This is a genomic window from Streptomyces sp. OZ13 (assembly GCF_052068155.1).
Classification (GTDB): domain Bacteria; phylum Actinomycetota; class Actinomycetes; order Streptomycetales; family Streptomycetaceae; genus Streptomyces.
In genome coordinates this window covers 1-22,521 of the sequence record NZ_JBQHCZ010000009.1, presented here as the reverse complement: position 1 = coordinate 22,521, position 22,521 = coordinate 1, and the positions used below count along the sequence as shown (strand labels likewise).

Here is a 22,521-nt window from a genome sequence, read left to right as displayed (position 1 = left end):
GGGTACGGCGCCCGGGGCGGGGTATCAGTCACAGCACGGCGGCGGCCGGGCGATGCGCTGTACCCTCCGTCCCCCGGGCGGCGTACCCGTGCCGGTCCGTCCTCCGACACTGGGGGTGTCCTGTGGTTCGTATCCGGGTGCTGGTCGTGGACGACCACCGAATCTTCGCCGAGTCGCTCGCCGCGGCCCTGGCGGCGGAGCCCGATGTGGAGGTCGCCGCGGCAGGCAGCGGCCCCGCGGCGCTGCGCTGCCTGGAACGCGCCGCGACGGAAGGCCGCAGGTTCGACGTGATGCTCGTGGACGCCGATCTGGGTGCGTCGGCCGCGGTGCCGCCGCCGAGGGCCGCCCCGGTCGCCCGTGCGGTGCCGGAGACCGGCGCGGCTCCCGTCGTCGACGGGATCGCCCTGGTCACGGGCGTCCGCTCGCTCCATCCCGCGCTGCGTCCGGTCGTCCTCGCACAGAAGGACGACGCCCGGCGCGCGGCACTGGCCCTCCAGGCGGGGGCCTCCGGATGGGTCGCCAAGGACTGCTCCCTGCAACGACTGCTGGCGGTCATCCGCGGGGTGCTGCGGGACGAGACGCACCTGGCGCCGGCGCTGCTCACCGGCGTACTGCGAGAGATGACCGCGGCACGCAAGCACCGCACGGAGAGCGAGCGGCTGGTGGAGTCGCTGACCCCGCGCGAGCAGGAGGTGCTGCGCTGCATGGTCGCGGGCCTGGGGCGCAAAGCCGTCGCCGAGCGCCTCTTCCTGTCGCCGCACACCGTTCGTACGCATATGCAGAACGTGCTGGGGAAGCTGGGCGTGCACTCCACGCTCGCCGCCGTCGCGCTGGCCCGCCGGGCCGGTGTGGGGCCCGCCGATCTGGGCCCGGGCCCGGCCCTAGCCGGGGATGTTGTCGAACGGGGCGGTCAACTGGCGTAGCAGCGCGGCCAGTTCCGCGCGCTGGGCGCTCGAGAGCTCGGAGAGGATCGCCCGCTCCTGGGCGAGCAGCCCGGCCAGTGCCTGATCGGCACGGTCGCGGCCCTCCGGGGTCAGCCGTACCAGGACGCCGCGCCGGTCGCTGGGGTCCGGCAGCCTCTCGACCAGGTTCTTCTTGGCGAGGCGGTCGATGCGGTTGGTCATCGTCCCGGAGGTCACCAGCGTCTGGGTGAGCAGCTGGCCGGGCGAGAGCTGGTACGGGGCGCCGGCCCGCCGCAGCGAGGTGAGCACGTCGAACTCCCACGGCTCGAGCTGATGCTCCGAGAACGCGATTCGGCGGGCCCGGTCGAGATGGCGGGCGAGCCGGGAGACGCGGCTGAGCACCTCGAGCGGTTCCACGTCGAGGTCCGGGCGCTCACGGCGCCATGCTGCGACCAGTCGATCGACCTCGTCCTCCATGTCGATCAGTGTAGAGGGTCTGTCGACATGAAGTCTCTTGACGTCAAGATATATTTTTGTGGACTATTGGGCATGGTCGGGCCGGAACACGCTTCCGTTTCGGCTTTCCGTTCCTGCGAGGGGGACTTCAGCATGCATTCCGCGCCCACTTGGGACCCAGAGCAGTACCTCCGCCACGCCGGGCACCGCACCCGTCCCTTCCTGGACATGCTCGCCCGCATACCCGCGCTGCCCGCCGTCGGCCGTCCCGCCCGGATCGCCGACATCGGCTGCGGCCCCGGCAATGTCACCGCACTGCTCGCCGACCGGTGGCCCGACGCGCACATCACCGGATTCGACCTCTCCCCGGACATGCTCGCCCAGGCCGAGAAGGAGTACGCGGGCACCACGGCGGGCGGCGGCTGGCTGGACTTCCGGCCCGCCGACGCCGCGCACTGGACCCCGGACGAGCCCTACGACCTGATCGTCTCCAACGCGGCCCTCCAGTGGGTGCCCAACCACCCCGAGTCGTTCGCCGTCTGGCTCGACGGTCTCGCCCCCGGCGGCACCCTCGCCTTCCAGGTCCCCGGCAACTTCACCTCGCCCAGCCACGCCCTGCTCGGCGAACTCTGCGAGACCCCGCAGTGGCGCGCCCGCCTCGGCGATCACGGCCGGCGCTACGTCCACATCCTGGAGCCGGCCGACTACCTCACCCGCCTCGCCGACCTCGGCTGCGACGCGGACGCCTGGGAGACCACGTACCTCCAGCTCCTCGGCGGCGAGGACCCGGTGCTGGACTGGGTGAAAGGCACCGCCCTGCGGCCCGTGCTCACCGAGCTCGCGGACGACCCGGCGGCGCAGGAGGAGTTCCTGGCCCAGTACCGGGACCTGCTCCGCAAGGCGTACCCGCCCGGCCCCCACGGCACGGTGTTCCCCTTCCGGCGGATCTTCGCCGTCGCACGCAAGGTGTCGTGACCCGCTCTCCCGGGCCCGTTTCCCCGGGAACGTGAAGCGCCCCCGCCGGGGGCGGGGGCGCTTCACGGTCTCACACGGGATCAGTGCAGGGACGCGTACGTGTTCCAGCCGGTGCCGATCGAGACACGCGGCTTGAACGGGCTCTTGCCGTCGGCGTCGTAGCGGTAGAGCGTGCCGCCGGAGGTGGTCGCCAGCAGGTCGGCGCGACCGTCGCCGGTGATGTCACCGGGCGCCACCAGCTTGTTGTAACCCTGCCAGCCGCTGCCGATCAGCTGCCGGGACTCGAAGACCCAGCCCGCCTGGCCGTGGCCCTTGTAGAGGTACAGCTGGCCGGCGGGGGTGCGGGCCACGATGTCGGCGAAGCCGTCACCGGTGATGTCACCTGCGCCGACGATGGCGTTGTAGCCGTTCCAGCCGGTGCCGATCTTGATCCGGGGAGCCACGGCGGTACCGCTGCCGTTGCCCTGGTAGAGCCACAGGACGCCCGAGGAGTCGCGCGCCAGCAGGTCGCCCTTGCCGTCACCCGACAGGTCGCCGGGGCCGACGAGGGCGTTGTAGATCTGCCAGCCCTTGCCCAGGTAGGCGCCCTCGTAGCCGTACGACAGGTTGTAGAGACCGCCGTCGTAGACCTCGAACAGGTCGGCATAGCCGTCGTTGTCGACGGACGAGGACAGCGTCAGCTTCGCGCCCTGCCAGCCGCTGCCGAGCTGCTCGCGCGCGCTGAGCCGGCCGTTGTTCAGGGCGTGGTAGGCGTAGAGCACGCCGGACTTGTCGACCCCGAAGACCTCGCGCTTGCCCCACGCCGGGTTGTTGCCCGCCCCGGCGAACTGGGACACCGCCTCCCAGCCGGTGCCGAGCTGCTCACGGGGCTTGAGGTTCCCCGTGCCGTCGGCGATGTAGGAGTAGATCGTGCCGGAGGGCGAGCGGCCGACCACGTCACCGAGACCGTCACCGTCGATGTCGTCGAAGCTGGTGATCGTGTTGTAGATCTGCCAGCCGTGACCCGCCTTGACCCGCTCCTTGAACGGGCGCTGGGCCTCCGCGGTGCCCGAGTAGAAGTACAGGTCACCGGAGGGCGTACGGGCGTACAGGTCCGCGATCGCGTCGTTGTTGACGTCGTTGACGCCGACGATCTGGTCGTAGGCCTGCCAGCCACTGCCGACCTTCACCCGCGCCGACAGCGGCGTGGACAGGTCCGCGGTGCCCTTGTACAGCCACAGGTCGCCGCCGTGGGTGCGCGCCAGCACGTCACCGACGCCGTCACCGGTCAGGTCGCCGGGCGAGAACACCTTGTTGTAGATGTTCCACCCGTTGCCCGACCAGAAGGAGTAGCCGCTCGTGAGGTCGGACCGGTACGCGGTGAGCCGGCCGGTCGTCGACAGGGTGAAGTGCGTCGGGCTCTCCGGCGCCGCGGACTGCAGCCCGGCGAGGGAGAACACGTCCTTGAAGGACTCCTCGGTGTAGTCGAAGAGGTACTCCCCGCCCGCGGAGGCCGAGGCCTCCAGCCACCACTGACCGCCGATGCCCCGGTACAGGACGTCGCTGATGCCGTCGCCGTCCACGTCGCTGCGCGGCCGCGCCACGGCGAGCGCCGCGTCCGCCGAGGCGGCGGAGCGGTCCTTGTCGGTGCGCAGGTTCGGCAGGGTCACCTGCGCCCGGCCGGCGTCCGCCGCCGGCTTCTCGGCCGGCAGCGGCCGTACGGGAGCGTCATCCGCGCTCGCCGGGGTGGCGAGGAGCATGCCCGCGGCGAGAGCGAGTGCCGTGCAGGCCGCGATGCGCCGGCCCGTCGGCGCGGGACGGCGGCCCAGGTTCACAGAAGTCAAAGTCCCCCCAGGGAAGATGATCGCTTCACGGCCCGATCCGGGGCCGTGGCACTGCTTAGACGATCAACAGGGGTGGAGGGATGTACGGGAAAACGGGTCAGTTCTTGCGATGGCCTATCAGCCTCGGCTTCTGCTCCAGACCGTCGAGCCCGTGCCACGCCAGATTCACCAGATGCGCCGCCACCTCGGCCTTCTTCGGACGGCGCGCGTCGAGCCACCACTGGCCCGTGAGGGCAACCATGCCGACCAGCGCCTGCGCGTACAGCGGGGCCAGCTTGGGGTCGAAACCGCGGTTCTTGAACTCCATGCCCAGGATGTCCTCGACCTGGGTGGCGATGTCGCTGATGAGGGAGGCGAACGTGCCCGTCGACTGGGCGACGGGCGAATCACGCACCAGGATGCGGAAACCGTCCGTGTACGCCTCGATGTAGTCCAGCAGCGCGAAGGCCGCCTGCTCCAGCAGCTCACGCGGATGCCCGGCGGTCAGCGCCCCCGTCACCATGTCGAGCAACTGGCGCATCTCGCGGTCCACCACGACCGCGTAGAGCCCCTCCTTGCCGCCGAAGTGCTCGTACACGACCGGCTTGGACACCCCCGCCTTGGCCGCGATCTCCTCGACGGACGTGCCCTCGAAGCCCTTCTCCGCGAAAAGGGTGCGGCCGATGTCCAACAACTGCTCACGGCGCTCCGCGCCGGTCATGCGTACCCGTCGGGCGCGCCTGCCGCCCGACGCCCTGGTCTTGTCCGGACTGCCGATACTTCCGTCACTCGCCACGATGTCAATCATGCCGCGTTTACGGCATCGCCCTTGCGGCGGGCTTCGTCGGAGTCGTCGCGGCGGGCGTCGAGACGGGACTGCTGCGGCCAGCGCACGTCGTAGGCCCAGCCGGCCTTCTCGAACCAGCGGATCAGCCGTGCGCTGGAGTCGACCTGGCCGCGCAGCACGCCGTGCCGCGCGCTCGTCGGATCGGCGTGGTGCAGGTTGTGCCACGACTCACCGCAGGACAGCACCGCCAGCCACCACACGTTGCCCGAGCGGTCGCGGGACTTGAAGGGGCGCTTGCCCACGGCGTGGCAGATGGAGTTGATCGACCAGGTCACATGGTGCAGCAGCGCCACACGGACCAGTGAGCCCCAGAAGAAGGCGGTGAACGCGCCCCACCACGACATCGTCACCAGGCCGCCGACCAGGGGCGGGATCGCCAGCGACAGGATGGTCCAGTAGATGAAGTCGCGCGAGATCCGGCGGAGCACCGGGTCCTTGATCAGATCCGGTGCGTACTTGTGCTGCGGCGTCTGCTCCTCGTCGAACATCCAGCCGATGTGCGCCCACCACAGGCCCTTCATCAGCGCCGGGACGGTCTCGCCGAACCGCCACGGGGAGTGCGGGTCGCCCTCGGCGTCCGAGAACCTGTGGTGCTTGCGGTGGTCGGCCACCCAGCGCACCAGCGGTCCCTCGACCGCCAGCGAACCCATGATCGCCAGGGCGATGCGGAGCGGCCGCTTCGCCTTGAACGAGCCGTGGGTGAAGTAGCGGTGGAAGCCGATGGTGATGCCGTGGCAGCCGATGTAGTACATGGCCACCAGCAGGCCGATGTCGAGCCAGCTCACGCCCCAGCCCCAGGCCAGCGGCACCGCCGCCAGGAGCGCGAGGAACGGGACCGTGATGAACAGGAGCAGAGTGATCTGCTCGATCGACCGCTTGCTGTCTCCGCCCCGGGTGGCCGAGGGGAGAGGGGAGTCCGGAGTGCCGGCTACGTCGTCCAGCAGATCAGGGCTTGTGGTCATGAGGGTTCCCTGGGGGTGGGGAGGGAGGGGACGGACGCCTGGCTACGGATCCGTAACCTACGGCGACGTAAGTATGGCAGTGCACGGCGGCGCGGCAAGAGACCTGTGGACAACGCCGGGAAAACGGCCACCTATCCTGGATGGCGTCGGACAGCGCGGTCCGCAAGCCTCCAGTACCCCTCCAGACGTGCTCAAACACTGCAAGGAGCCGCACCTGTGAGCAGTGCCGACCAGACCCCCACCGCCAGTGCAGAACTGCGTGCCGACATCCGCCGACTGGGCGATCTTCTGGGCGAGACCCTCGTCCGCCAGGAGGGCCCGGAGCTTCTCGACCTCGTCGAGCGGGTCCGCGCCCTGACACGCACCGACGGTGAGGCCGCCGCCGAGCTGCTGGGCGACACCGACCTGGAGACCGCGGCCAAGCTGGTCCGCGCCTTCTCCACGTACTTCCACCTGGCCAACGTCACCGAGCAGGTGCACCGCGGCCACGAGATGCGCGAGCGCCGCGCCGCCGAGGGCGGCCTGCTGGCCCGCACCGCCGACATGCTCAAGGACGGCGACCCCGAGCACGTACGCGAGACCGTCAGGAACCTCAACGTGCGGCCGGTGTTCACCGCGCACCCGACCGAGGCCGCCCGGCGCTCCGTGCTCAACAAGCTCCGCCGCATCGCCGAGCTGCTGGAAACCCCGGTCATCGCCTCCGACCGGCGCCGCCACGACCTGCGCCTCGCCGAGAGCATCGACCTGATCTGGCAGACCGACGAGCTGCGCGTCGTCCGCCCGGAGCCCGCGGACGAGGCGCGCAACGCCATCTACTACCTCGACGAACTGCACGCGGGCGCCGTCGGCGACGTCCTCGAGGACCTCGCCGCCGAGCTGGAGCGCGTCGGCGTCGAGCTGCCGCCCGGCACCCGGCCGCTCACCTTCGGCACCTGGATCGGCGGCGACCGCGACGGCAACCCCAACGTCACGCCCGCCGTCACCTGGGACGTGCTGATCCTCCAGCACGAGCACGGCATCACCGACGCCATCGAGGTCATCGACTACCTGCGTGGACTGCTGTCCAACTCCATCCGCTACGCCGGGGCGACCGAGGAACTGCTCGCCTCCCTGCAGACGGACCTCGAGCGGCTGCCCGAGATCAGCCCCCGCTACAAGCGCCTCAACGCGGAGGAGCCCTACCGGCTCAAGGCCACCTGCATCCGCCAGAAGCTCGTCAACACCCGCGAGCGCCTCGCCAAGGGCACCCCGCACGAAGAGGGCCGCGACTACCTCGGCACCGCCGAGCTGATCAGCGACCTCACCCTCATCCAGACCTCGCTGCGCGAGCACCGCGGCGGGCTCTTCGCCGACGGCCGCATGGACCGGGTCATCCGCACCCTCTCCGCGTTCGGCCTCCAGCTCGCCACCATGGACGTCCGCGAGCATGCCGACGCCCACCACCACGCCCTCGGCCAGCTGTTCGACCGGCTGGGCGAGGAGTCGTGGCGGTACGCGGACATGCCGCGCGACTACCGGCAGAAGCTGCTCGCCAAGGAGCTCCGCTCCCGGCGGCCCCTCGCGCCCACCCCGGCACCGCTGGACGCCGCGGGACAGAAGACCCTCGGCGTCTTCCACACGGTCAAGGAGGCCTTCGAGCGGTTCGGCCCCGAGGTCATCGAGTCGTACATCATCTCGATGTGCCAGGGCGCGGACGACGTGTTCGCCGCGGCGGTCCTCGCCCGCGAGGCCGGTCTGATCGACCTGCACGCCGGCTGGGCCAAGATCGGCATCGTGCCGCTGCTGGAGACCACCGACGAGCTGAAGGCCGCGGACGTCATCCTCGAGGGCATGCTCGCCGACCCCTCCTACCGGCGGCTCGTCTCGCTGCGCGGCGACGTCCAGGAGGTCATGCTCGGCTACTCCGACTCCTCCAAGTTCGGCGGCATCACCACCAGCCAGTGGGAGATCCACCGCGCCCAGCGCAGGCTGCGTGACGTCGCCCACCGCCACGGCGTGCGGCTGCGCCTCTTCCACGGCCGCGGCGGCACCGTCGGCCGCGGTGGCGGCCCCTCCCACGACGCGATCCTCGCGCAGCCCTGGGGCACGCTCGAGGGCGAGATCAAGGTGACCGAGCAGGGCGAGGTCATCTCCGACAAGTATCTGATCCCGTCCCTGGCCAGGGAGAACCTCGAACTGACGGTCGCCGCCACGCTCCAGGCCTCCGCCCTGCACACGGCGCCCCGCCAGTCCGACGAGGCGCTGTCGCGCTGGGACGCGGCCATGGACACCGTCTCCGACGCCGCGCACGCCGCCTACCGCAGGCTCGTCGAGGACCCGGACCTGCCGGCGTACTTCTTCGCCGCCACCCCCGTCGACCAGCTCGCCGAACTGCACCTCGGCTCGCGGCCCTCGCGCCGCCCCGACTCCGGCGCCGGCCTCGACGGACTGCGGGCCATCCCGTGGGTGTTCGGCTGGACGCAGTCGCGGCAGATCGTGCCGGGCTGGTTCGGTGTCGGCTCCGGCCTCAAGGCGCTGCGCGAGGCCGGTCTGGACACCGTGCTCGCGGAGATGCACGGCAACTGGCACTTCTTCCGCAACTTCATCGCCAACGTGGAGATGACGCTGGCCAAGACGGACCTGCGGATCGCCCGCCACTACGTCGACACGCTGGTGCCGGAGAACCTGAAGCATGTCTTCGAGGCCATCGAGGCCGAGCACGCGCTCACCGTCAGCGAGGTGCTGAAGGTGACGGGCAACGACGAACTGCTCGGCTCCAACCCCGTGCTCCAGCAGACGTTCGCCATCAGGGACGCCTATCTGGACCCGATCTCCTACCTCCAGGTGGCGCTGCTCAAGCGTCAGCGCGACGCGGCCGAACGCGGCGAGGAGGCGGACCCGTTGCTGGCCCGTGCCCTGCTGCTGACGGTCAATGGCGTCGCGGCGGGCCTGCGCAACACCGGCTGACGCCGGGTGACATGAAGGTGCCCCCGCCAGCCGCTGACGTGCAGCGGCCGGCGGGGGCACCGTCGTTCAGGCACCGTCGTTCAGGCACCGTCGTTCACGGTGCCGTCCACTCAGTGCTGACGGCCGGCCGTGCGGCGCCGCGCCAGCAGGTAGCCGCCGGTGGCGACGAGGGCCGCGGCAGCGGCCGCGAGCGCGCCGATCGGCGCGCCGTTGCCCGTCTCCGCCAGGTCACCGGCCGCGTCGTCGGCGGACGGCGCGGAACCGTCGCTGCCGGCGGGCGCGGAGGCGGCCGGGCTCGACGCGTCGGGCGCGCCCGGCGTGCTGCTCGGCTCCTCGCCGGGCTTGTCGGACGGCTTGCCGCTGGGCTCCTCGCCGGGCTTGTCGCTCGGCTTGTCGGACGGCTTGTCGCTCGGCTCGCCCGGACCGGACCCCTGCGCCGGGCAGGTGTGCGAGAGGTTGAACTTCTTCAGATCGCCGCCCTTGACCTCGGCGGTGACAGCGGTGAGCGTGGCCCCCGGCTCCGAGGCGACGTAGGCGTGCTTGTCGGAGGGCGGGCCGAACGAGGTGAGGACCTGCTGCCCGCCGGGCTCGAACGTCACCGTCAGCTTGACGAAGACCGACTCGTTGCCGGGCAGCACGAAGTGCCAGCCGTCCTTGCCGTCCGGGACACCGGGGCAGTTGTCCTCCTGCGGAGCTGCCCCGTCCTGCGTGGTGGCGGTACGCGGAAGCGGCTGACGCAGCTCCACGGTGTACGGGTCGCTGCCGGTGGCGAGCGCCGGAGCAGCGCCTGCGACGAGGAGCAGAGAAGCCGCCGCGGGAAGCGCTGCGGCCGCCCAGCGGGTCCTGAGAATGGGCATTGAGATACCTCTGGGGCAGGTGAAGTGGAGGGGCCGTGGGAGGTGGCGGCTCAGCGTCCTGTGAACCGGGGAACCAGTCAAGAGGCGAAGTGCCGCATACATACCATGAGTTCACCCTCATCCCGATAGTCCTGATAACGATCGGGTGAATGCACCGTTCCGCTACCGGGCCCGAACCGGGAAGCTGCCCGCCCGATGCCTCCGTACGGGGCCCGGACCGTCAGAGCGCCAGGAACGACGCCAGCAGCATCGCCCCGCCCACACCCGCCGCACCCCAAGCGAGCCGTGTCAGCCGCAGTCCGCCGCCGATCACCAGGGCCGCGAGCAGCAGCGCCCCGCCCAGGGGCACCCACGCGTACAGACCGCCGGCCGGGCCCGTGCGTACCGCCTCGACCGTGCCGGGCTTCAGGACGACGGCCAGCGTGACGCCCTTCTTCACCGCGACGGACTTCTCGATCGTCACGTTCGCGCGGTCGGGCGCCGGGTCCTGGGGCGTGTAGGCGCCCGTGCAGGTGTCGTCGTCGCACCGGGAGACGGTGAGCGTGCCGTGCTCACGGCCCTTGGAGAGCAGGATGTGCTGGGCAGTGCCCCAGGACGACCAGAAACCTGCGACCAGCAGCAGGAGGGCGACGAGCGCCATCGCCGCGTTGCGTGCGTGGACCAGTATCCGGCCGGAGGAGTTCCGCTTCATGGGCCGCGATCCTTGGCCATGGGGCTACGCCGGGTCAACTCCGGCTGGTCGGGGACAGGCCGCGCGACGCCCGGACGCGGGCCGAGGCACGCGCCCCGCACGACCGGGCAGCGGCTCATCGGTACCGGGTCGTGTGCCCGCCGGGAGGAGCGCATGGAGGCGGTCACCGAAGTCCGCTGCTACTCCTGCCTGAAGATCGCCTCGGCGGAAGCGGCAGTCACCGCGCGGGCGAGCCACGTGCGCATCAGCTGCGTGTCGTTGCAGGTGGCGACCCGCTCGCGGGCCTCGTCGGGGACGTCGAGGCCCCGCTGCTGCAGGACGAGAAGGATGGCATCCGCGAGGCTCTCCGCGCGGCCCTCGTCCCGGATCTCCTCGGAGAGCGGAGACGTGTAGAAAGAAAGATCCACGGCCACCAGATTCCTCCACTGATCTGCGGCCGGGCGGTTGCCCAGGCCCTGTGCGGTGAGTTCGACGATGGGCTCGGCAATGGCTTCCGGTACATCCCGCGCGCGGCGGACAGCGTTTTCAGTGACTTTGCGTCGTGCTCCGCCGCCTCGCGGGGATCCGCGACCCGGTGGCGACGATCACGGCAGCAAGTCGATATCCACATGAACCTTCTTGCACGGCACGGGACCTGGCGTGACACCCGCACCCCAGTGGCGGGAGAGCGCCGCGACGGTCAGCAGCCCACGCCGGACCCGGAGCCTTGATCAGGTCAGGAGTTGTAGGTCCCCTGCGCCCGCTCCAGGCCGTCGATCACCAGGCACTCCACCGCGTCGGCCGCACGGTCCACGAAGTAGTCGAGTTCCTTGCGCTCCGCCGAGGAGAAGTCCTTCAGGACGAAGTCCGCCACCTGCATCCGCCCGGGCGGCCGGCCGATGCCGAAGCGCACCCGGTGGTAGTCCGGGCCCATCGCCTTGGTCATGGACTTCAGACCGTTGTGCCCGTTGTCCCCGCCGCCCAGCTTCAGCCGCAGCGTGCCGAAGTCGATGTCCAGCTCGTCGTGGATGGCGACGATGTTCGCCGTCGGCACCTTGTAGAAGTCACGCAGCGCCGTCACCGGGCCGCCGGACAGATTCATGTACGACATCGGCTTGGCAAGGATCACCCGCCGGTTCGACGGCCCCGGAGCCCCGATCCGGCCCTCCAGCACCTGCGCCTGAGCCTTCTGGGCGCGCTTGAACGAGCCACCGATGCGCTCCGCCAGCAGGTCCGCCACCATGAAGCCGACGTTGTGGCGGTTCGCCGCGTACCCGGGCCCGGGATTGCCGAGACCGACGATCAGCCAAGGCGCGTTCGTGTCGGACATCTGTGCTGCGTCTCCTCGTAGAGATGGCCGTGAACAGGGGAACGGGGTGGCGGGCCGCAGCCCGCCACCCCGTCAACAGTCGTCAAGCTCGGGAAGAGCTTACGGCTCAGGCCTCGGCAGCCTCTTCGCCCGCGGCCTCGGCGCCCTCGGCGGCCGGCTCCTCGGCCTGCGCGGCCAGGACCTGCAGGACGACGGTGTCGTCCTCGACCGTCAGCGTGGTGCCCTTGGGCAGGGTGATGTCCTTGGCCAGGACGGAGTCACCGGCGGACAGGCCCTCGATGGAGACCGAGACGGACTCGGGGATGTGGGTGGCCTCGGCCTCGACCGGCAGGGCGTTCAGCACGTGCTCGACCAGGAAGGCGCCCGGCGCCAGGTCACCCTCGGTGTGGACCGGGATGTCGACGCTGACCTTCTCGCCGCGCTTCACGAGCAGCAGGTCGACGTGCTCCAGGAAGCCCTTCAGCGGGTCGCGCTGCACGGCCTTCGGGATGGCCAGCTCGTTCGAGCCACCGAGGTCCAGGGAGATCAGGACGTTCGGGGTGCGCAGGGCGAGCAGCAGCTCGTGGCCCGGCAGCGTGACGTGGACCGGGTCGGTGCCGTGACCGTAGAGGACGCCGGGGACCTTGTTGTCGCGGCGGATACGGCGGGCAGCGCCCTTGCCGAACTCGGAACGGCGCTCGGCGGTGAGCTTCACCTCGGACATGTGCACTCCTCGTATTGAGCAGAAATCTGGTGGCGGTCACCCGGCCACGACAGGCCTGCTACGAAGAGCGCGTCGATAACGGACCGCCGCACGAAAGTGCGGCCTCCCTCGCCGAGCAACTTCAGCAGTCTACCCAGCACGCTCCCTCAAGCCCAAAGTGGATCACTCCGGCATGCGCAAGGGCCGCCCCGCGCAATGCGGGGCGGCCCTTGCGGAACGTTACGCCTGGCCGTTACGGCCGGCCGTCGCGTCCGTCCGTCACGCCTGCTCCTCGAAGAGGCTCGTCACGGAGCCGTCCTCGAAGACCTCGCGCACGGCACGGGCGATCGTCGGCGCGATCGACAGCACCTTGATCTTGTCGAGCTCCAGTTCGCCGGGGGTCGGCAGCGTGTTCGTCAGGACGAACTCGCTCACCTTCGAGTTCTTCAGGCGGTCCGCCGCCGGCCCGGACAGGATGCCGTGCGTCGCCGTCACGATCACGTCCTCCGCGCCGTGCGCGAAGAGCGCGTCCGCCGCGGCGCAGATCGTGCCACCCGTGTCGATCATGTCGTCGACCAGCACGCAGACGCGGCCCTCGACCTCACCGACGACCTCGTGGACGGTCACCTGGTTGGCGACGTCCTTGTCGCGGCGCTTGTGGACGATCGCCAGCGGCGCGTCCAGTCGGTCGCACCAGCGGTCGGCCACACGCACACGGCCGGCGTCCGGGGAGACGATCGTCAGCTTGTTGCGGTCGACCTTGGCGCCCACGTAGTCGGCGAGCACCGGCAGCGCCGACAGGTGGTCCACGGGGCCGTCGAAGAAACCCTGGATCTGGTCCGTGTGGAGGTCCACCGTGAGGATGCGGTGGGCACCCGCGCACTTCAGCATGTCCGCGATCAGACGGGCCGAGATCGGCTCACGGCCGCGGTGCTTCTTGTCCTGACGGGCGTAGCCGTAGGACGGGATGATCACGGTGATGCTCCGGGCGGAGGCCCGCTTCAGAGCGTCGATCATGATCAACTGCTCCATGATCCACTTGTTGATGGGCGCCGTGTGGCTCTGGATCAGGAAGCAGTCCGCACCACGGGCGGACTCCTGGAAGCGGACGTAGATCTCGCCGTTGGCGAAGTCGAAAGCCTTCGTCGGGACGAGGCCCACACCCAACTGGTGTGCAACCTCCTCGGCCAGCTCGGGGTGGGCGCGGCCGGAGAAGAGCATCAGCTTCTTCTCGCCGGTCGTCTTGATCCCGGTCACAGCACTGTCTCCTCAGACGTGTTCTCTGGTCGCGGAGGTCAGGGCACCAGGGTCCTGGACGCGAGCCAGCCGAATTTTGTGTGCACGTATCACGGTACGCCGAGTTCGACGCAGCCGTTTTCGGTCAGTTCTCCTCGGCGACCTGTTCCGTTGCCGCCGCGGCAGCCTGGGCGGCCGCGCTTCCGGGGCGCTTGCGAGCCACCCAACCCTCGATATTCCGCTGCTGGCCGCGGGCGACGGCCAGCGAACCCGCCGGCACATCCTTCGTGATCACGGAGCCCGCGGCGGTGTAAGCACCGTCCCCGACCGTGACAGGAGCCACAAACATGTTGTCCGAGCCCGTCTTGCAGTGCGACCCGATCGTCGTGTGGTGCTTCGACTCCCCGTCGTAGTTCACGAAGACGCTCGCGGCGCCGATGTTCGTGTACTCGCCGATCGTCGCGTCGCCAACGTACGACAGGTGCGGCACCTTCGTGCCCTCACCGATCGACGAGTTCTTCATCTCGACGAACGTGCCCGCCTTGGCCTTCACGCCGAGACGGGTGCCGGGCCGCAGGTAGGCGAACGGGCCCACCGAGGCGCCCTCGCCCACGGTGGCCGAATCCGCCACCGTGTTGTCCACCCGGGCGCCCGCACGCACGATCGTGTTCGTCAGACGCGAGTTCGGACCGACCTCCGCGCCCTCCGCGATGTGCGTGGTGCCCAGCAGCTGCGTACCGGGGTGCACCACCGAGTCCGGCTCGAACGTCACCGTCACGTCGACGATCACCGAAGCCGGGTCCACGACCGTGACGCCGGCCATCATGGCCTGCTCCAGCAGCCGCTCGTTCATCAGCTTGCGGGCCTCCGCCAGCTGTACCCGGTTGTTGATGCCGAGGATCTCGCGGTGGTCGCCGGCCACGGACGCGCCGACCCGGTGGCCCGCCTCGCGCAGGATCCCGAGCACGTCGGTCAGGTACTCCTCGCCCTGGCTGTTGTCCGTCCGCACCTTCGTCAGGGCGTCGGCGAGGAGCTGCCCGTCGAACGCGAACACACCGGAGTTGATCTCACGGATCGCGCGCTGCTCGCCGGTGGCGTCCTTGTGCTCGACGATCGCGGTCACGGTGCCGGTGGCGGCGTCCCGCACGATGCGTCCGTAGCCGGTGGAGTCCGGCACCTCGGCGGTCAGCACGGTCACGGCGTTGCCGTCGGCGGAGTGCGTCGCGGCCAGCGCGGAGAGGGTGGCGCCGGAGAGCAGCGGGGTGTCGCCGCACACGACGACGACGGTCCCTTCAGGGCGGCCGCCGAGCTCCTCGAGTCCCATCCGCACGGCATGCCCGGTGCCGTTCTGCTCGGCCTGGAAGGCGGTACGGGTGCCCGCGTAGTGCTCCCCGAGGTGCGCCTCTACCTGCTCCCGTGCGTGCCCGACGACCACCACGAGCTGCTCGGGGCCGAGCTCACGTGCCGCGGACACGACGTGTCCGACGAGCGAACGTCCGGCGATTTCGTGCAGGACCTTGGGAGTCTTCGACTTCATGCGGGTGCCCTCACCCGCTGCGAGGACGACGACGGCTGCCGGGCGATTGGCGCTCACGGGAATGCCCTTCGGCTTCGGGTGGTGGGACATCCGAAGGATACCGGGGGGTTTCGGGCCGGAAACGAGCACGGGTCCCGACCGGTAGGCCAGGACCCGAAGGCGAACAGCTCCCCCGCCAGGACTCGAACCCGGACATAAGGCACCAAAAGCCTCAGTGCTGCCAATTACACCACAGGGGACCAAAGGCGACTGAACCGGACGAAATGGCCAGGCGCCTGTTTGGGCACCCAACACTATGCCGTACCAAGTGCCCTCTGTGCGACGGTAAAGGTCGGTGCTCCCGGGTGGCGTGGACGCGCATCCGCTCGCGAGTGACGGTGATCGTCATCCGGAATGCGGACGTCCGGGTCGAAACTCTGGTCGATTCACCAGTTCGAGCGGATCTGGAGCATTCCTCCTCGGAAGCGAGCTCGCTGGATGCTGTCGTGCTCCCGTGAAAATGACTCGCACCCGCCCGTAGGCTGGAACACATGACCACAACGGGGGCACAGCAGGAGGCCTCGGGTTCGACCGCCCGGGGTCCGCTGTGGTGGAGACGGCGGCGCAGTGCCGTGCTGGACGTGGGACTTGCCGTCGCCTCCGCCGTCGAGTGCGCGCTACAAGGTGTGGGGTTCGCGGATCAGGCCGCGCTGCCCGTGCCGTTGGGCGTGCTGTTCGGGCTGGCGGTCGGGTCCGTGCTGGTGCTGAGACGTCGGTGGCCGATCGCCGTCGTCCTGGTGTCCATCGCGACCACGCCGGCCGAGATGGGCTTTCTGATGGGGCTCGTCGGGCTGTACACGCTCGCCGCCTCCGACGTGCCGCGGCGGATCACGGCGACGCTGGCGGGGATGGCCCTGTCCGCGACGTTCATCGTGACGTTCGTGCGCGTACGGCAGGACGTGGAGGCGGGGGACTACAGCGCACCGTACGTACCGTTGATGGCCGTCTTCATGTCTCTCGGGCTGACGGCCCCTCCGGTGCTGCTCGGCCTCTACATAGGGGCCCGTCGGCGGCTCATGGAGAGTCTGCGGGAGCGGGCGGACAGCCTGGAGCAGGAGCTGTCGCTGCTGGCCGACCGGGCGGAGCAGCGGGCGCAGTGGGCGCGTCAGGAGGAGCGGACCCGCATCGCGCGTGAGATGCACGACGTGGTGGCCCATCGGGTGAGTCTGATGGTGGTGCACGCGGCGGCGTTGCAGGCGGTGGCGTTGAAGGACCCGCAGAAGGCCGTGAAGAACGCGGCGCTGGTGGGGGACATGGGCCGGCAGGCGCTGACGGAGTTGCGGGAGATGCTCGGGGTGCTGCGTTCCGGCGAGAGCCGGGTGAGGGCGCAGGCGGACGTGCCGCCGCTGGCCGCGGTGGGCGCGGCGGCTGCGGCCGCCGCCGCTGCCGCCGCGGAGGACGGGCCGTGCATCGCGGACATCGAGGTGCTCGTGGGCCAGTCGCGGCAGGCGGGCATGGTGGTGGAGCTCGCCGTGCAGGGGGACGTACGGGTGTATCCGCCCGAGGTGGAGCAGACGGCGTACCGGGTGATCCAGGAGGCGCTGACCAACGTCCACAAGCATGCGGCGGGCGCCAAGGTGATGGTGCGGCTGGCGCATCGCGACGAGGAGGTCGCGATGCAGGTGGAGAACGGCGCCCCGGACGCGGCGGGTGGCGCGGCGGACGCCGGGCTGCCGAGCGGCGGCAACGGTCTGGTGGGTATGCGGGAGCGGGTGACCGCGCTGGGCGGGGTGTTCGTGTCGGGGCCGACGGACGCGGGGGGCTTCCGGGTGTCGGCGGTACTGCCCGACCGGGCTGAGGTCAGCCTGCGTTGACTATGGCCCCGGGAACCGGCCGGGCGGAAAGCCTGCGGTGAGCGGGGCCCCGGGCCCCGGTCGCGCGCCGCCTGTCCGGGCCGCCGGGCCCGGGTGTGCCGTCAGTCCCTGGTACCGGTGGATTCCGGGTCGCGGCTCAGCCCGGGGTGAGCCGGGTCGGCTGGACGCCGGTGACGAGGGTGGTCAGTGCCTGGTCGATGTCGGCGCCGAGATACCAGTCGCCGGTGTGGTCGATGCTGTAGACCCGGCCTTCCATGTCCATGGCGAGCACCGCCTGCTGGTCGCCCTCCATGCCGAGCGGCGAGATCTCGGTGTCGAGGGCCCGGCCGAGGTCGGCCAGGGTGCGTGCCAGGTGGAGGCCTTCGAGCGGGTCGAAACGCAGCGGCGCGGGCGCGTGCTGCCGTCCCGGCCCGGGCGCGACGACGGTGAGCCCGCCGAACTCCGCCCATGCCTCCACGGCGGCAGGGAAGACCGTGTGCTGATGGCCGGCCGGCGAGACGTGTGCGCGCAGGGTGTCCGCCCAGTGCTCGGCCTGCTTGATGTCCCAGCGGCCTGGCTGCCAGCCCGCATCGCGCAGCGCGGCGTCGACGGCGACGGGGAAGCGGGTGGTGCTGAGGTGGTCGGGCATCAGTCGCGGTTCAGCCGTTCTCGGGTGCGGTCGGGGCGACGGGGCGTACGCCGAAGTGGTCGAGCATCGCGGTGCACGACCGGCAGGGCGGGGCGTAGCTGCCGTGCAGGGGGTCGCCGTCCTCGCGGATGCGACGTGCGGTGAGCTTGGCGTGCTTGAGCGCGCGCCGGGCCTCGCCATGGGTGAGGGGCTTGCGCTGGGCGCGCTTGGAGCGCTGGGTCTCCGCGGCGGTCAGATGGCGAGACAGCAGGATCGCCTCCGGGCAGCGTCCGGTGAAGCGTTCGCGCTGGCCGCTCGTGAGGGTGTCGAGGAAATCCTGTACGAGTGGGTGGAGGACCGGCGGCTGGTCGCCCTTCCCGGCCGTGCAGGTGAGGGTCTCGCCGCGTACGGAGAGTGCGGCCGCCACGGCGGGCAGGATTCCGTCACGGCGGTGCCGCAGTCCGGGCGCTCGCCCGGACCCGTCGGCGCTCCAACTGAGGCGTGGATCACCTGATGTGCTTGGTTGCGCTGTGTGCATGGTGCTGCCGTCCCTCCCGTGCACTCCCCCGTGGTGCGGTAGACAGCCTGCCAAATGGGGTGGCTGGTAAGGAAGCTGGGTAGCTGAAACGTGTCGCCGTGGTGTCGTCGCATGGTCTTTGGGTCACTCGAAAGTGACTCTTCGTTACGGAACCGGAGGCCCGGCAGCCACTATTGCCGCACCGCTTAGGCTGTGCTGAACCAGCCAGAAGCCAGCAGGGGGCAGAACGCCATGACGACAGGTCGGCAAGGCCTGGGGGCAGCTACGGGCCCCGGGGCCGGTGCGGGTACCGCGCCACCGAATGCGGCCTACGCCGGGCAGGTCGTGCACTTCCCGGACCCGGTCCGTGCCTCCCGTCACCCCAGAGGGGTGCGGGTCGACGACGGGGGATATCCGGACTTCTCGCCGTACGCCCGCGCGGCCGCGGAGATCGCCGAGCCTCCTGAGGGTTTCGGCGTGGACGAGTTGCGCCTCACGGACTTCGTCTCCGCGAACGCCGCTCTGGCCGCGCACGGGCACCCCCTGTGGGACACCGTCCCGGCGGTCGCGACGCCCCACGGCTGGACGTGGCACCACGTACCGAACTCGCGGCGGCTGGAGCTCGTGCCCGTCGAGGTGAAGGCCCTGCTGCGGCATCACGGCGGTCTGACGACGGCGGCCGTGGACCACTCCAAGCGGGGCACGCGCCCGCTCCAGGAGACGCGGCCCGCCCACTTCGGCCTGCCGAAGGGCGCCGTGTCGGTGAGCGAGCAGCAGTTGCGGCACGTCGAGGAGGATCTCGGTTACCGCCTGCCCGGCGCGTACCGCTCCTTCCTCAAGGCGGCGGGCGGTTCCGCGCCGGTCGGCGCGGCGCTCGACGCGGAGCTGGGTCTGCTGGTGGACCAGCCGTTCTTCACGGTGCGCGAAGAGGCCGCGGTCAACGACCTGGTGTACGTCAACAAGTGCCTGCGGGACCATCTGACCAAGGACTATCTGGGCGTCGCGTTCGTCCAGGGCGGGATCCTCGCGCTGAAGGTGCGGGGCACGGACATCGGTTCGGTGTGGTTCTGCGCGTACGACGACGCACGCGACCAGGACGGGTGGAACGTGCAGGAGCGCGTGGAGAGGCTGCTGCTGCCCTGCGGCGAGGACTTCGACGCGTTCCTGCAGCGGCTCGCGGGCAATCCGCCGGAGCTGGAGACCGTGGCGAATCTGATGGTGGACGGCGGCTTCGCGCGTGCCGTTCCCGTTTCGGGCGAGGGGTGATCGACCGGTGGTGACTTTCGCGCAGGCGCAGGAGCGCGCCGAGGAGTGGGTCAACGGCGACGTGCCCGCGTACCAGCACCGTGAGGTGCGGGTCCGCGAGTTCGACCTCGGATTCGTCGTGTGGGCGGAGGACCGCGAGCAGGGGGCCCGTTCCGACGGCGGCCGCCAGCGGCTGGTGATCGCCAGGGACAGCGGTGAGGCGACGCTGTGGCCGGGGCTGCCGGTCGGTGAGGTGATCCGCCGGTACGAGGAGGAGTACGGAGGCGCCCAGGACGCCTCGCAGGCTCCGGCGCCGGAAGCGCCGCAGCGGATAGATCTGAACCAGACGTCGTTCCTGTTGAGCCCGCCAGAGTGGCTCCAGGACGCGGCGGACAGGATGGGTGTCCCCGACCGGCGTTCGTCGTCGGACTCCTCGGCTCCGGCCGAGCCCGCGCCTCCGGCGGCGTCCGCTGCTGCCGCCGCTGCTCCCGCCTCCGGTGTGGACGCGTCGTCGGCCCCCGCTGCCGGGACGTCCGACGGCCGGGGTTCGATCGGCGGCAACGCGTCGCAGGCGACGGGCAGTTCGGCTGCCTCGTCGCTGTCTTCGACGCCCTCGTCCGCCTCCTCGTCCTCTTCTTCCTCCGCTGCTTCCGCGTCGTCCTCGGCGGGGTCCGGCTGGCCGGAGGCCGGTTCGTCGCCGGGCGCGGACGTCTCGCGGGGCGGATCCGCGTGGCCGAGTGCCGGGGCGGCCGACTACGAGCCGACGGCGTCCGACGGGGTGCCTGCCACGCCGTCCGGCGGCACCGGCTGGACGGACACCAGTTCCGCGGGTCCTGACGACGCGTCGGTGCCGTTGCCGGCCACCGTGTTCGCGCCGCCGGTGTCGCTGGACGACAGCAGCACACCGCCGCCTGTCGCGGCCGACGCGCCCACGGCGCTGATGTCGGGCGGGAGTCAGCTGCCGAGGACCGCGATCGTGCCGGGACTGGGCGCGCAGCCGCAGTCGGAGCCGCCGCAGCCGTCGCACCAGACGCCGCCGCCCGCTCCGGGAGCCGGTGCCGCCGACATCGCGGACGCGGCGACGAGCAAGGCCGTCCTGCCGCCGCGCGGTGCGCGTGGTGGTACGGGCTCGACGACCCCGCCGCCGCCCGGTGCTCCCGGCACGCCCGGCGCACGGCCGGCCGCCGGCGCGACGCCGCCGCCGTCGGGTCCGGGCGCGCCCGGCGCCCCGGCGGGCGGCTACCTGCCGACCCAACTCGTCTCGCAGCTCGGCCCCGAGGGTCCGCAGCCTCCCGGTCCTCCCGGTCCGCCTGCGCCTCCTGGTTCGACGCCGCCGCCCGCCGGCGGGGTGCATCAGGCCGCGACGATGCTGGCCGGTCCCGCGCAGATGGGTCCGGGGGCTCCTCAGCCTCCGGGTCCGCCCGGTGCGCCGAGGCCGCCGGGCTCCACGCCGCCGCCTCCCGGTCCGCCCGCGCCTCCCGGTTCGACGCCGCCGCCCGGTGGTGGGGTGCATCACGCGGCGACGATGCTGGCCGATCCGAGTCAGATGGGTCCGGGGGCTCCGCAGCCGCCCGGCCCGCCCGGCTCGCCGCCGCCTCCCGGTTCTACGCCGCCTCCTGGTTCTACGCCGCCGCCCGGCGGTGGGGTGCATCAGGCCGCGACGATGCTGGCCGGTCCCGCGCAGATGGGTCCGGGGGCTGCGCAGCCTCCGGGTCCGCCCGGTCCTCCCGGCGCCCCCGGCCCGGTGCCGAACGCGCCGCAGCCTCCGATGGGCGGCGGTCGTCCGCCGTACGGCTACCCCCAGCAGCCCACCGGCGTGCCGACGGTCGGCCCCGGCTACCAGGCCGTCCTGCGCTACCGCGCCCCCGACGGGTCGGAAGCCCAGCTGATCCGCCGCTCCGCGCCGGGCACCCCGCACCCGGAGTGGCAGATCCTGCACGAGCTGCGCGCGATGAACGTGCCGCCGCAGCAGGTGCTGGAACTGCACACGGAGCTGGAGTCGTGCGAGCTGCCGGGTGCGTACTGCGCGCGGATGATCCGGGAGACATGGCCGCAGGCGCGGATCACGTCGATCGCCCCGTACGGCAGGGACCACGCCTCGCGTCAGCAGGGGATGCGGCAACTGCTCGTCCACCAGGGTGAGTTGCACCAGGTCGCGGACGGTCCCGCCCGTCCCGCGCCGGTGCGCGCCCCACTGCCGCAGGTGCCGCCGGCGCCGCCGATCCCGCCGGAGGGTGTGGCGCAGGAGCTGGCGGGTGCGTTCGGGCCGCAAGGGCTGTGCCGGTTCGACCAGCGGGCCGTGTCGCGTCAGGGAGTGCCGGAGATCGTGGCGGCGACCCTGGTGTGGGCGGGCCTGCCGGGCGACTTCAACCCGTTCTTCTGGGCGCAGCCGGCCCAGCCGGTGGTGCCGACGCTGGCGGAGCTCGCCGCGCAGCGCCAGGTGCAGCCGGCGTCCGACGCCGGTTCGTACCTGGTGATCGGCAGCGACTTCGGCCGGGCGATCTGCGTCCAGTACGGCACGGCCCACATCGTGGCGGTGCCGGTGGAGTCCGGCCCGGGCGGCCAGCCCGTGGCCCCGCAGTTCGTGAACACGGGCCTGCCCGAATTCGTGCGCTGCCTGGCGCTGCTCGGCCGTATGTGGCGGCTGCGCTTCGGCCTCACCCCGGAGCAGGCGGGCCGCTGGACGGTCGACTTCCAGGCCCAACTGGCGGCCCTGGACCCGGCGGCGCTGTCGTCGCCGGAGAGCTGGTGGTCGGTCCTCCTCGAGCAGATGTGGGACGGCCTGCTGTAGGCCGGTTTTCCGGTGATGTCCGGCCGGTACGGGCCGGACACACCACCCCTCGACGAACCTTCCTTGGGGCTATCGAAGTTGAAGGCTCTACTGTGCGAACGTGAAGTCAAAGCGCTGGTGGTGAAGTAGCCCCACAGCGCAGTGGAAACCGAGGAAGCCCGCCGTAAGGTGAAGCCGCAGGGGCCGAACGCGGCGACGGTCTTCCTGACGCGGGTGGCGGGGGCGCCGGCGATGCTGATCGGCCGGCCGGTGTAGCGGACATCACATTCGCCTCTGCCTTTGCAAAGTCCTTGCTGTCAGCGGGCG

At 71.1% G+C, this 22,521-nt stretch carries 19 protein-coding genes, 1 tRNA gene and 1 pseudogene; 7 read left to right on the top strand and 14 right to left on the bottom strand.

Going from position 1 to position 22,521, the window contains the following annotated elements; all coding sequences use genetic code 11:
- The first annotated feature begins 122 nt into the window (after positions 1-122).
- Positions 123-923, top strand: a complete 801-nt coding sequence (locus ACTMTU_RS20620) for a LuxR C-terminal-related transcriptional regulator (RefSeq protein WP_441264971.1) — start codon at positions 123-125, stop codon at positions 921-923.
- Here the strand turns inward: ACTMTU_RS20620 and ACTMTU_RS20615 are convergent.
- Positions 882-1,379: a MarR family winged helix-turn-helix transcriptional regulator gene (locus ACTMTU_RS20615; protein ID WP_360036542.1), complete on the bottom strand. Its 498-nt coding sequence runs from the start codon at positions 1,377-1,379 to the stop codon at positions 882-884. The genes ACTMTU_RS20620 and ACTMTU_RS20615 overlap by 42 nt on opposite strands.
- A gap of 132 nt (positions 1,380-1,511) precedes the next feature.
- Here ACTMTU_RS20615 and ACTMTU_RS20610 point away from each other — a divergent pair, with 132 nt between their 5' ends.
- The gene (locus ACTMTU_RS20610; RefSeq protein WP_441264970.1) at positions 1,512-2,333 is read left to right on the top strand and encodes a trans-aconitate 2-methyltransferase; all 822 of its coding nucleotides are present in this window, start codon (positions 1,512-1,514) and stop codon (positions 2,331-2,333) included.
- Between the two features lie 80 nt (positions 2,334-2,413).
- Here ACTMTU_RS20610 and ACTMTU_RS20605 read toward each other — a convergent pair whose 3' ends face one another.
- The 3 genes from ACTMTU_RS20605 to ACTMTU_RS20595 all read right to left on the bottom strand — a co-directional run bounded on the left by ACTMTU_RS20605 (position 2,414) and on the right by ACTMTU_RS20595 (position 5,944).
- Entirely contained in the window at positions 2,414-4,147 is a 1,734-nt protein-coding gene (locus ACTMTU_RS20605) for an FG-GAP repeat domain-containing protein (RefSeq protein WP_441265202.1), read from the bottom strand.
- A gap of 106 nt (positions 4,148-4,253) precedes the next feature.
- Positions 4,254-4,943 (bottom strand): TetR family transcriptional regulator, encoded by a 690-nt coding sequence (locus tag ACTMTU_RS20600; protein WP_441264969.1) that lies wholly within the window; start codon positions 4,941-4,943, stop codon positions 4,254-4,256.
- Positions 4,940-5,944, bottom strand: coding sequence for an acyl-CoA desaturase (locus ACTMTU_RS20595; RefSeq protein WP_441264968.1), 1,005 nt, complete (start codon positions 5,942-5,944; stop codon positions 4,940-4,942). The genes ACTMTU_RS20600 and ACTMTU_RS20595 overlap by 4 nt, the downstream gene beginning before the upstream one ends.
- A 216-nt stretch (positions 5,945-6,160) precedes the next feature.
- Here ACTMTU_RS20595 and ppc point away from each other — a divergent pair, with 216 nt between their 5' ends.
- A complete protein-coding gene (ppc, locus tag ACTMTU_RS20590) occupies positions 6,161-8,890 on the top strand; it encodes a phosphoenolpyruvate carboxylase (protein WP_441264967.1) in 2,730 nt (909 codons plus the stop codon).
- Between the two features lie 110 nt (positions 8,891-9,000).
- Here the strand turns inward: ppc and ACTMTU_RS20585 are convergent, their stop codons facing one another.
- The 8 genes from ACTMTU_RS20585 to ACTMTU_RS20550 all read right to left on the bottom strand — a co-directional run bounded on the left by ACTMTU_RS20585 (position 9,001) and on the right by ACTMTU_RS20550 (position 15,441).
- Positions 9,001-9,747, bottom strand: a complete 747-nt coding sequence (locus ACTMTU_RS20585; RefSeq protein WP_441264966.1) for an LPXTG cell wall anchor domain-containing protein — start codon at positions 9,745-9,747, stop codon at positions 9,001-9,003.
- Between the two features lie 220 nt (positions 9,748-9,967).
- Entirely contained in the window at positions 9,968-10,438 is a 471-nt protein-coding gene (locus ACTMTU_RS20580; RefSeq protein ID WP_441264965.1) for a hypothetical protein, read from the bottom strand.
- Between the two features lie 179 nt (positions 10,439-10,617).
- Positions 10,618-10,845 (bottom strand): hypothetical protein, encoded by a 228-nt coding sequence (locus tag ACTMTU_RS20575; protein WP_441264964.1) that lies wholly within the window; start codon positions 10,843-10,845, stop codon positions 10,618-10,620.
- A 308-nt stretch (positions 10,846-11,153) separates the two neighbouring features.
- Positions 11,154-11,747, bottom strand: coding sequence for an aminoacyl-tRNA hydrolase (gene pth / locus ACTMTU_RS20570; RefSeq protein WP_441264963.1), 594 nt, complete (start codon positions 11,745-11,747; stop codon positions 11,154-11,156).
- A 106-nt stretch (positions 11,748-11,853) separates the two neighbouring features.
- Positions 11,854-12,450 carry a 50S ribosomal protein L25/general stress protein Ctc gene (locus tag ACTMTU_RS20565; RefSeq protein WP_441264962.1) on the bottom strand — a complete coding sequence of 199 codons (597 nt, stop codon included), beginning with the start codon at positions 12,448-12,450 and terminating at the stop codon, positions 11,854-11,856.
- A gap of 258 nt (positions 12,451-12,708) precedes the next feature.
- Positions 12,709-13,686: a ribose-phosphate diphosphokinase gene (locus tag ACTMTU_RS20560; protein ID WP_441264961.1), complete on the bottom strand. Its 978-nt coding sequence runs from the start codon at positions 13,684-13,686 to the stop codon at positions 12,709-12,711.
- Between the two features lie 124 nt (positions 13,687-13,810).
- A complete protein-coding gene (glmU, locus tag ACTMTU_RS20555) occupies positions 13,811-15,259 on the bottom strand; it encodes a bifunctional UDP-N-acetylglucosamine diphosphorylase/glucosamine-1-phosphate N-acetyltransferase GlmU (protein WP_441264960.1) in 1,449 nt (482 codons plus the stop codon).
- Between the two features lie 110 nt (positions 15,260-15,369).
- A tRNA-Gln gene (locus ACTMTU_RS20550) sits at positions 15,370-15,441 on the bottom strand.
- Between the two features lie 291 nt (positions 15,442-15,732).
- Between ACTMTU_RS20550 and ACTMTU_RS20545 the strand changes: the two genes are divergently transcribed.
- Positions 15,733-17,055: a sensor histidine kinase gene (locus ACTMTU_RS20545; protein WP_441264959.1), complete on the top strand. Its 1,323-nt coding sequence runs from the start codon at positions 15,733-15,735 to the stop codon at positions 17,053-17,055.
- Positions 17,056-17,191: 136 nt separating this feature from the next.
- Here ACTMTU_RS20545 and ACTMTU_RS20540 read toward each other — a convergent pair whose 3' ends face one another.
- Together ACTMTU_RS20540 and ACTMTU_RS20535 are read right to left on the bottom strand one after the other, a co-directional pair.
- Entirely contained in the window at positions 17,192-17,683 is a 492-nt protein-coding gene (locus tag ACTMTU_RS20540; RefSeq protein WP_441264958.1) for an SUKH-3 domain-containing protein, read from the bottom strand.
- Between the two features lie 10 nt (positions 17,684-17,693).
- Positions 17,694-18,200, bottom strand: a complete 507-nt coding sequence (locus tag ACTMTU_RS20535; protein ID WP_037774454.1) for a YwqJ-related putative deaminase — start codon at positions 18,198-18,200, stop codon at positions 17,694-17,696.
- A 231-nt stretch (positions 18,201-18,431) separates the two neighbouring features.
- Here ACTMTU_RS20535 and ACTMTU_RS20530 point away from each other — a divergent pair, with 231 nt between their 5' ends.
- The 3 genes and pseudogenes from ACTMTU_RS20530 to ACTMTU_RS20520 form a co-directional block, all read left to right on the top strand.
- Entirely contained in the window at positions 18,432-19,445 is a 1,014-nt protein-coding gene (locus ACTMTU_RS20530) for an SMI1/KNR4 family protein (RefSeq protein ID WP_441264957.1), read from the top strand.
- A gap of 7 nt (positions 19,446-19,452) precedes the next feature.
- Positions 19,453-22,215, top strand: coding sequence for an SUKH-4 family immunity protein (locus tag ACTMTU_RS20525; protein ID WP_441264956.1), 2,763 nt, complete (start codon positions 19,453-19,455; stop codon positions 22,213-22,215).
- A gap of 69 nt (positions 22,216-22,284) precedes the next feature.
- Positions 22,285-22,470: pseudogene (locus ACTMTU_RS20520) on the top strand (THUMP-like domain-containing protein); the annotation flags it as partial.
- Positions 22,471-22,521: the final 51 nt, after the last annotated feature.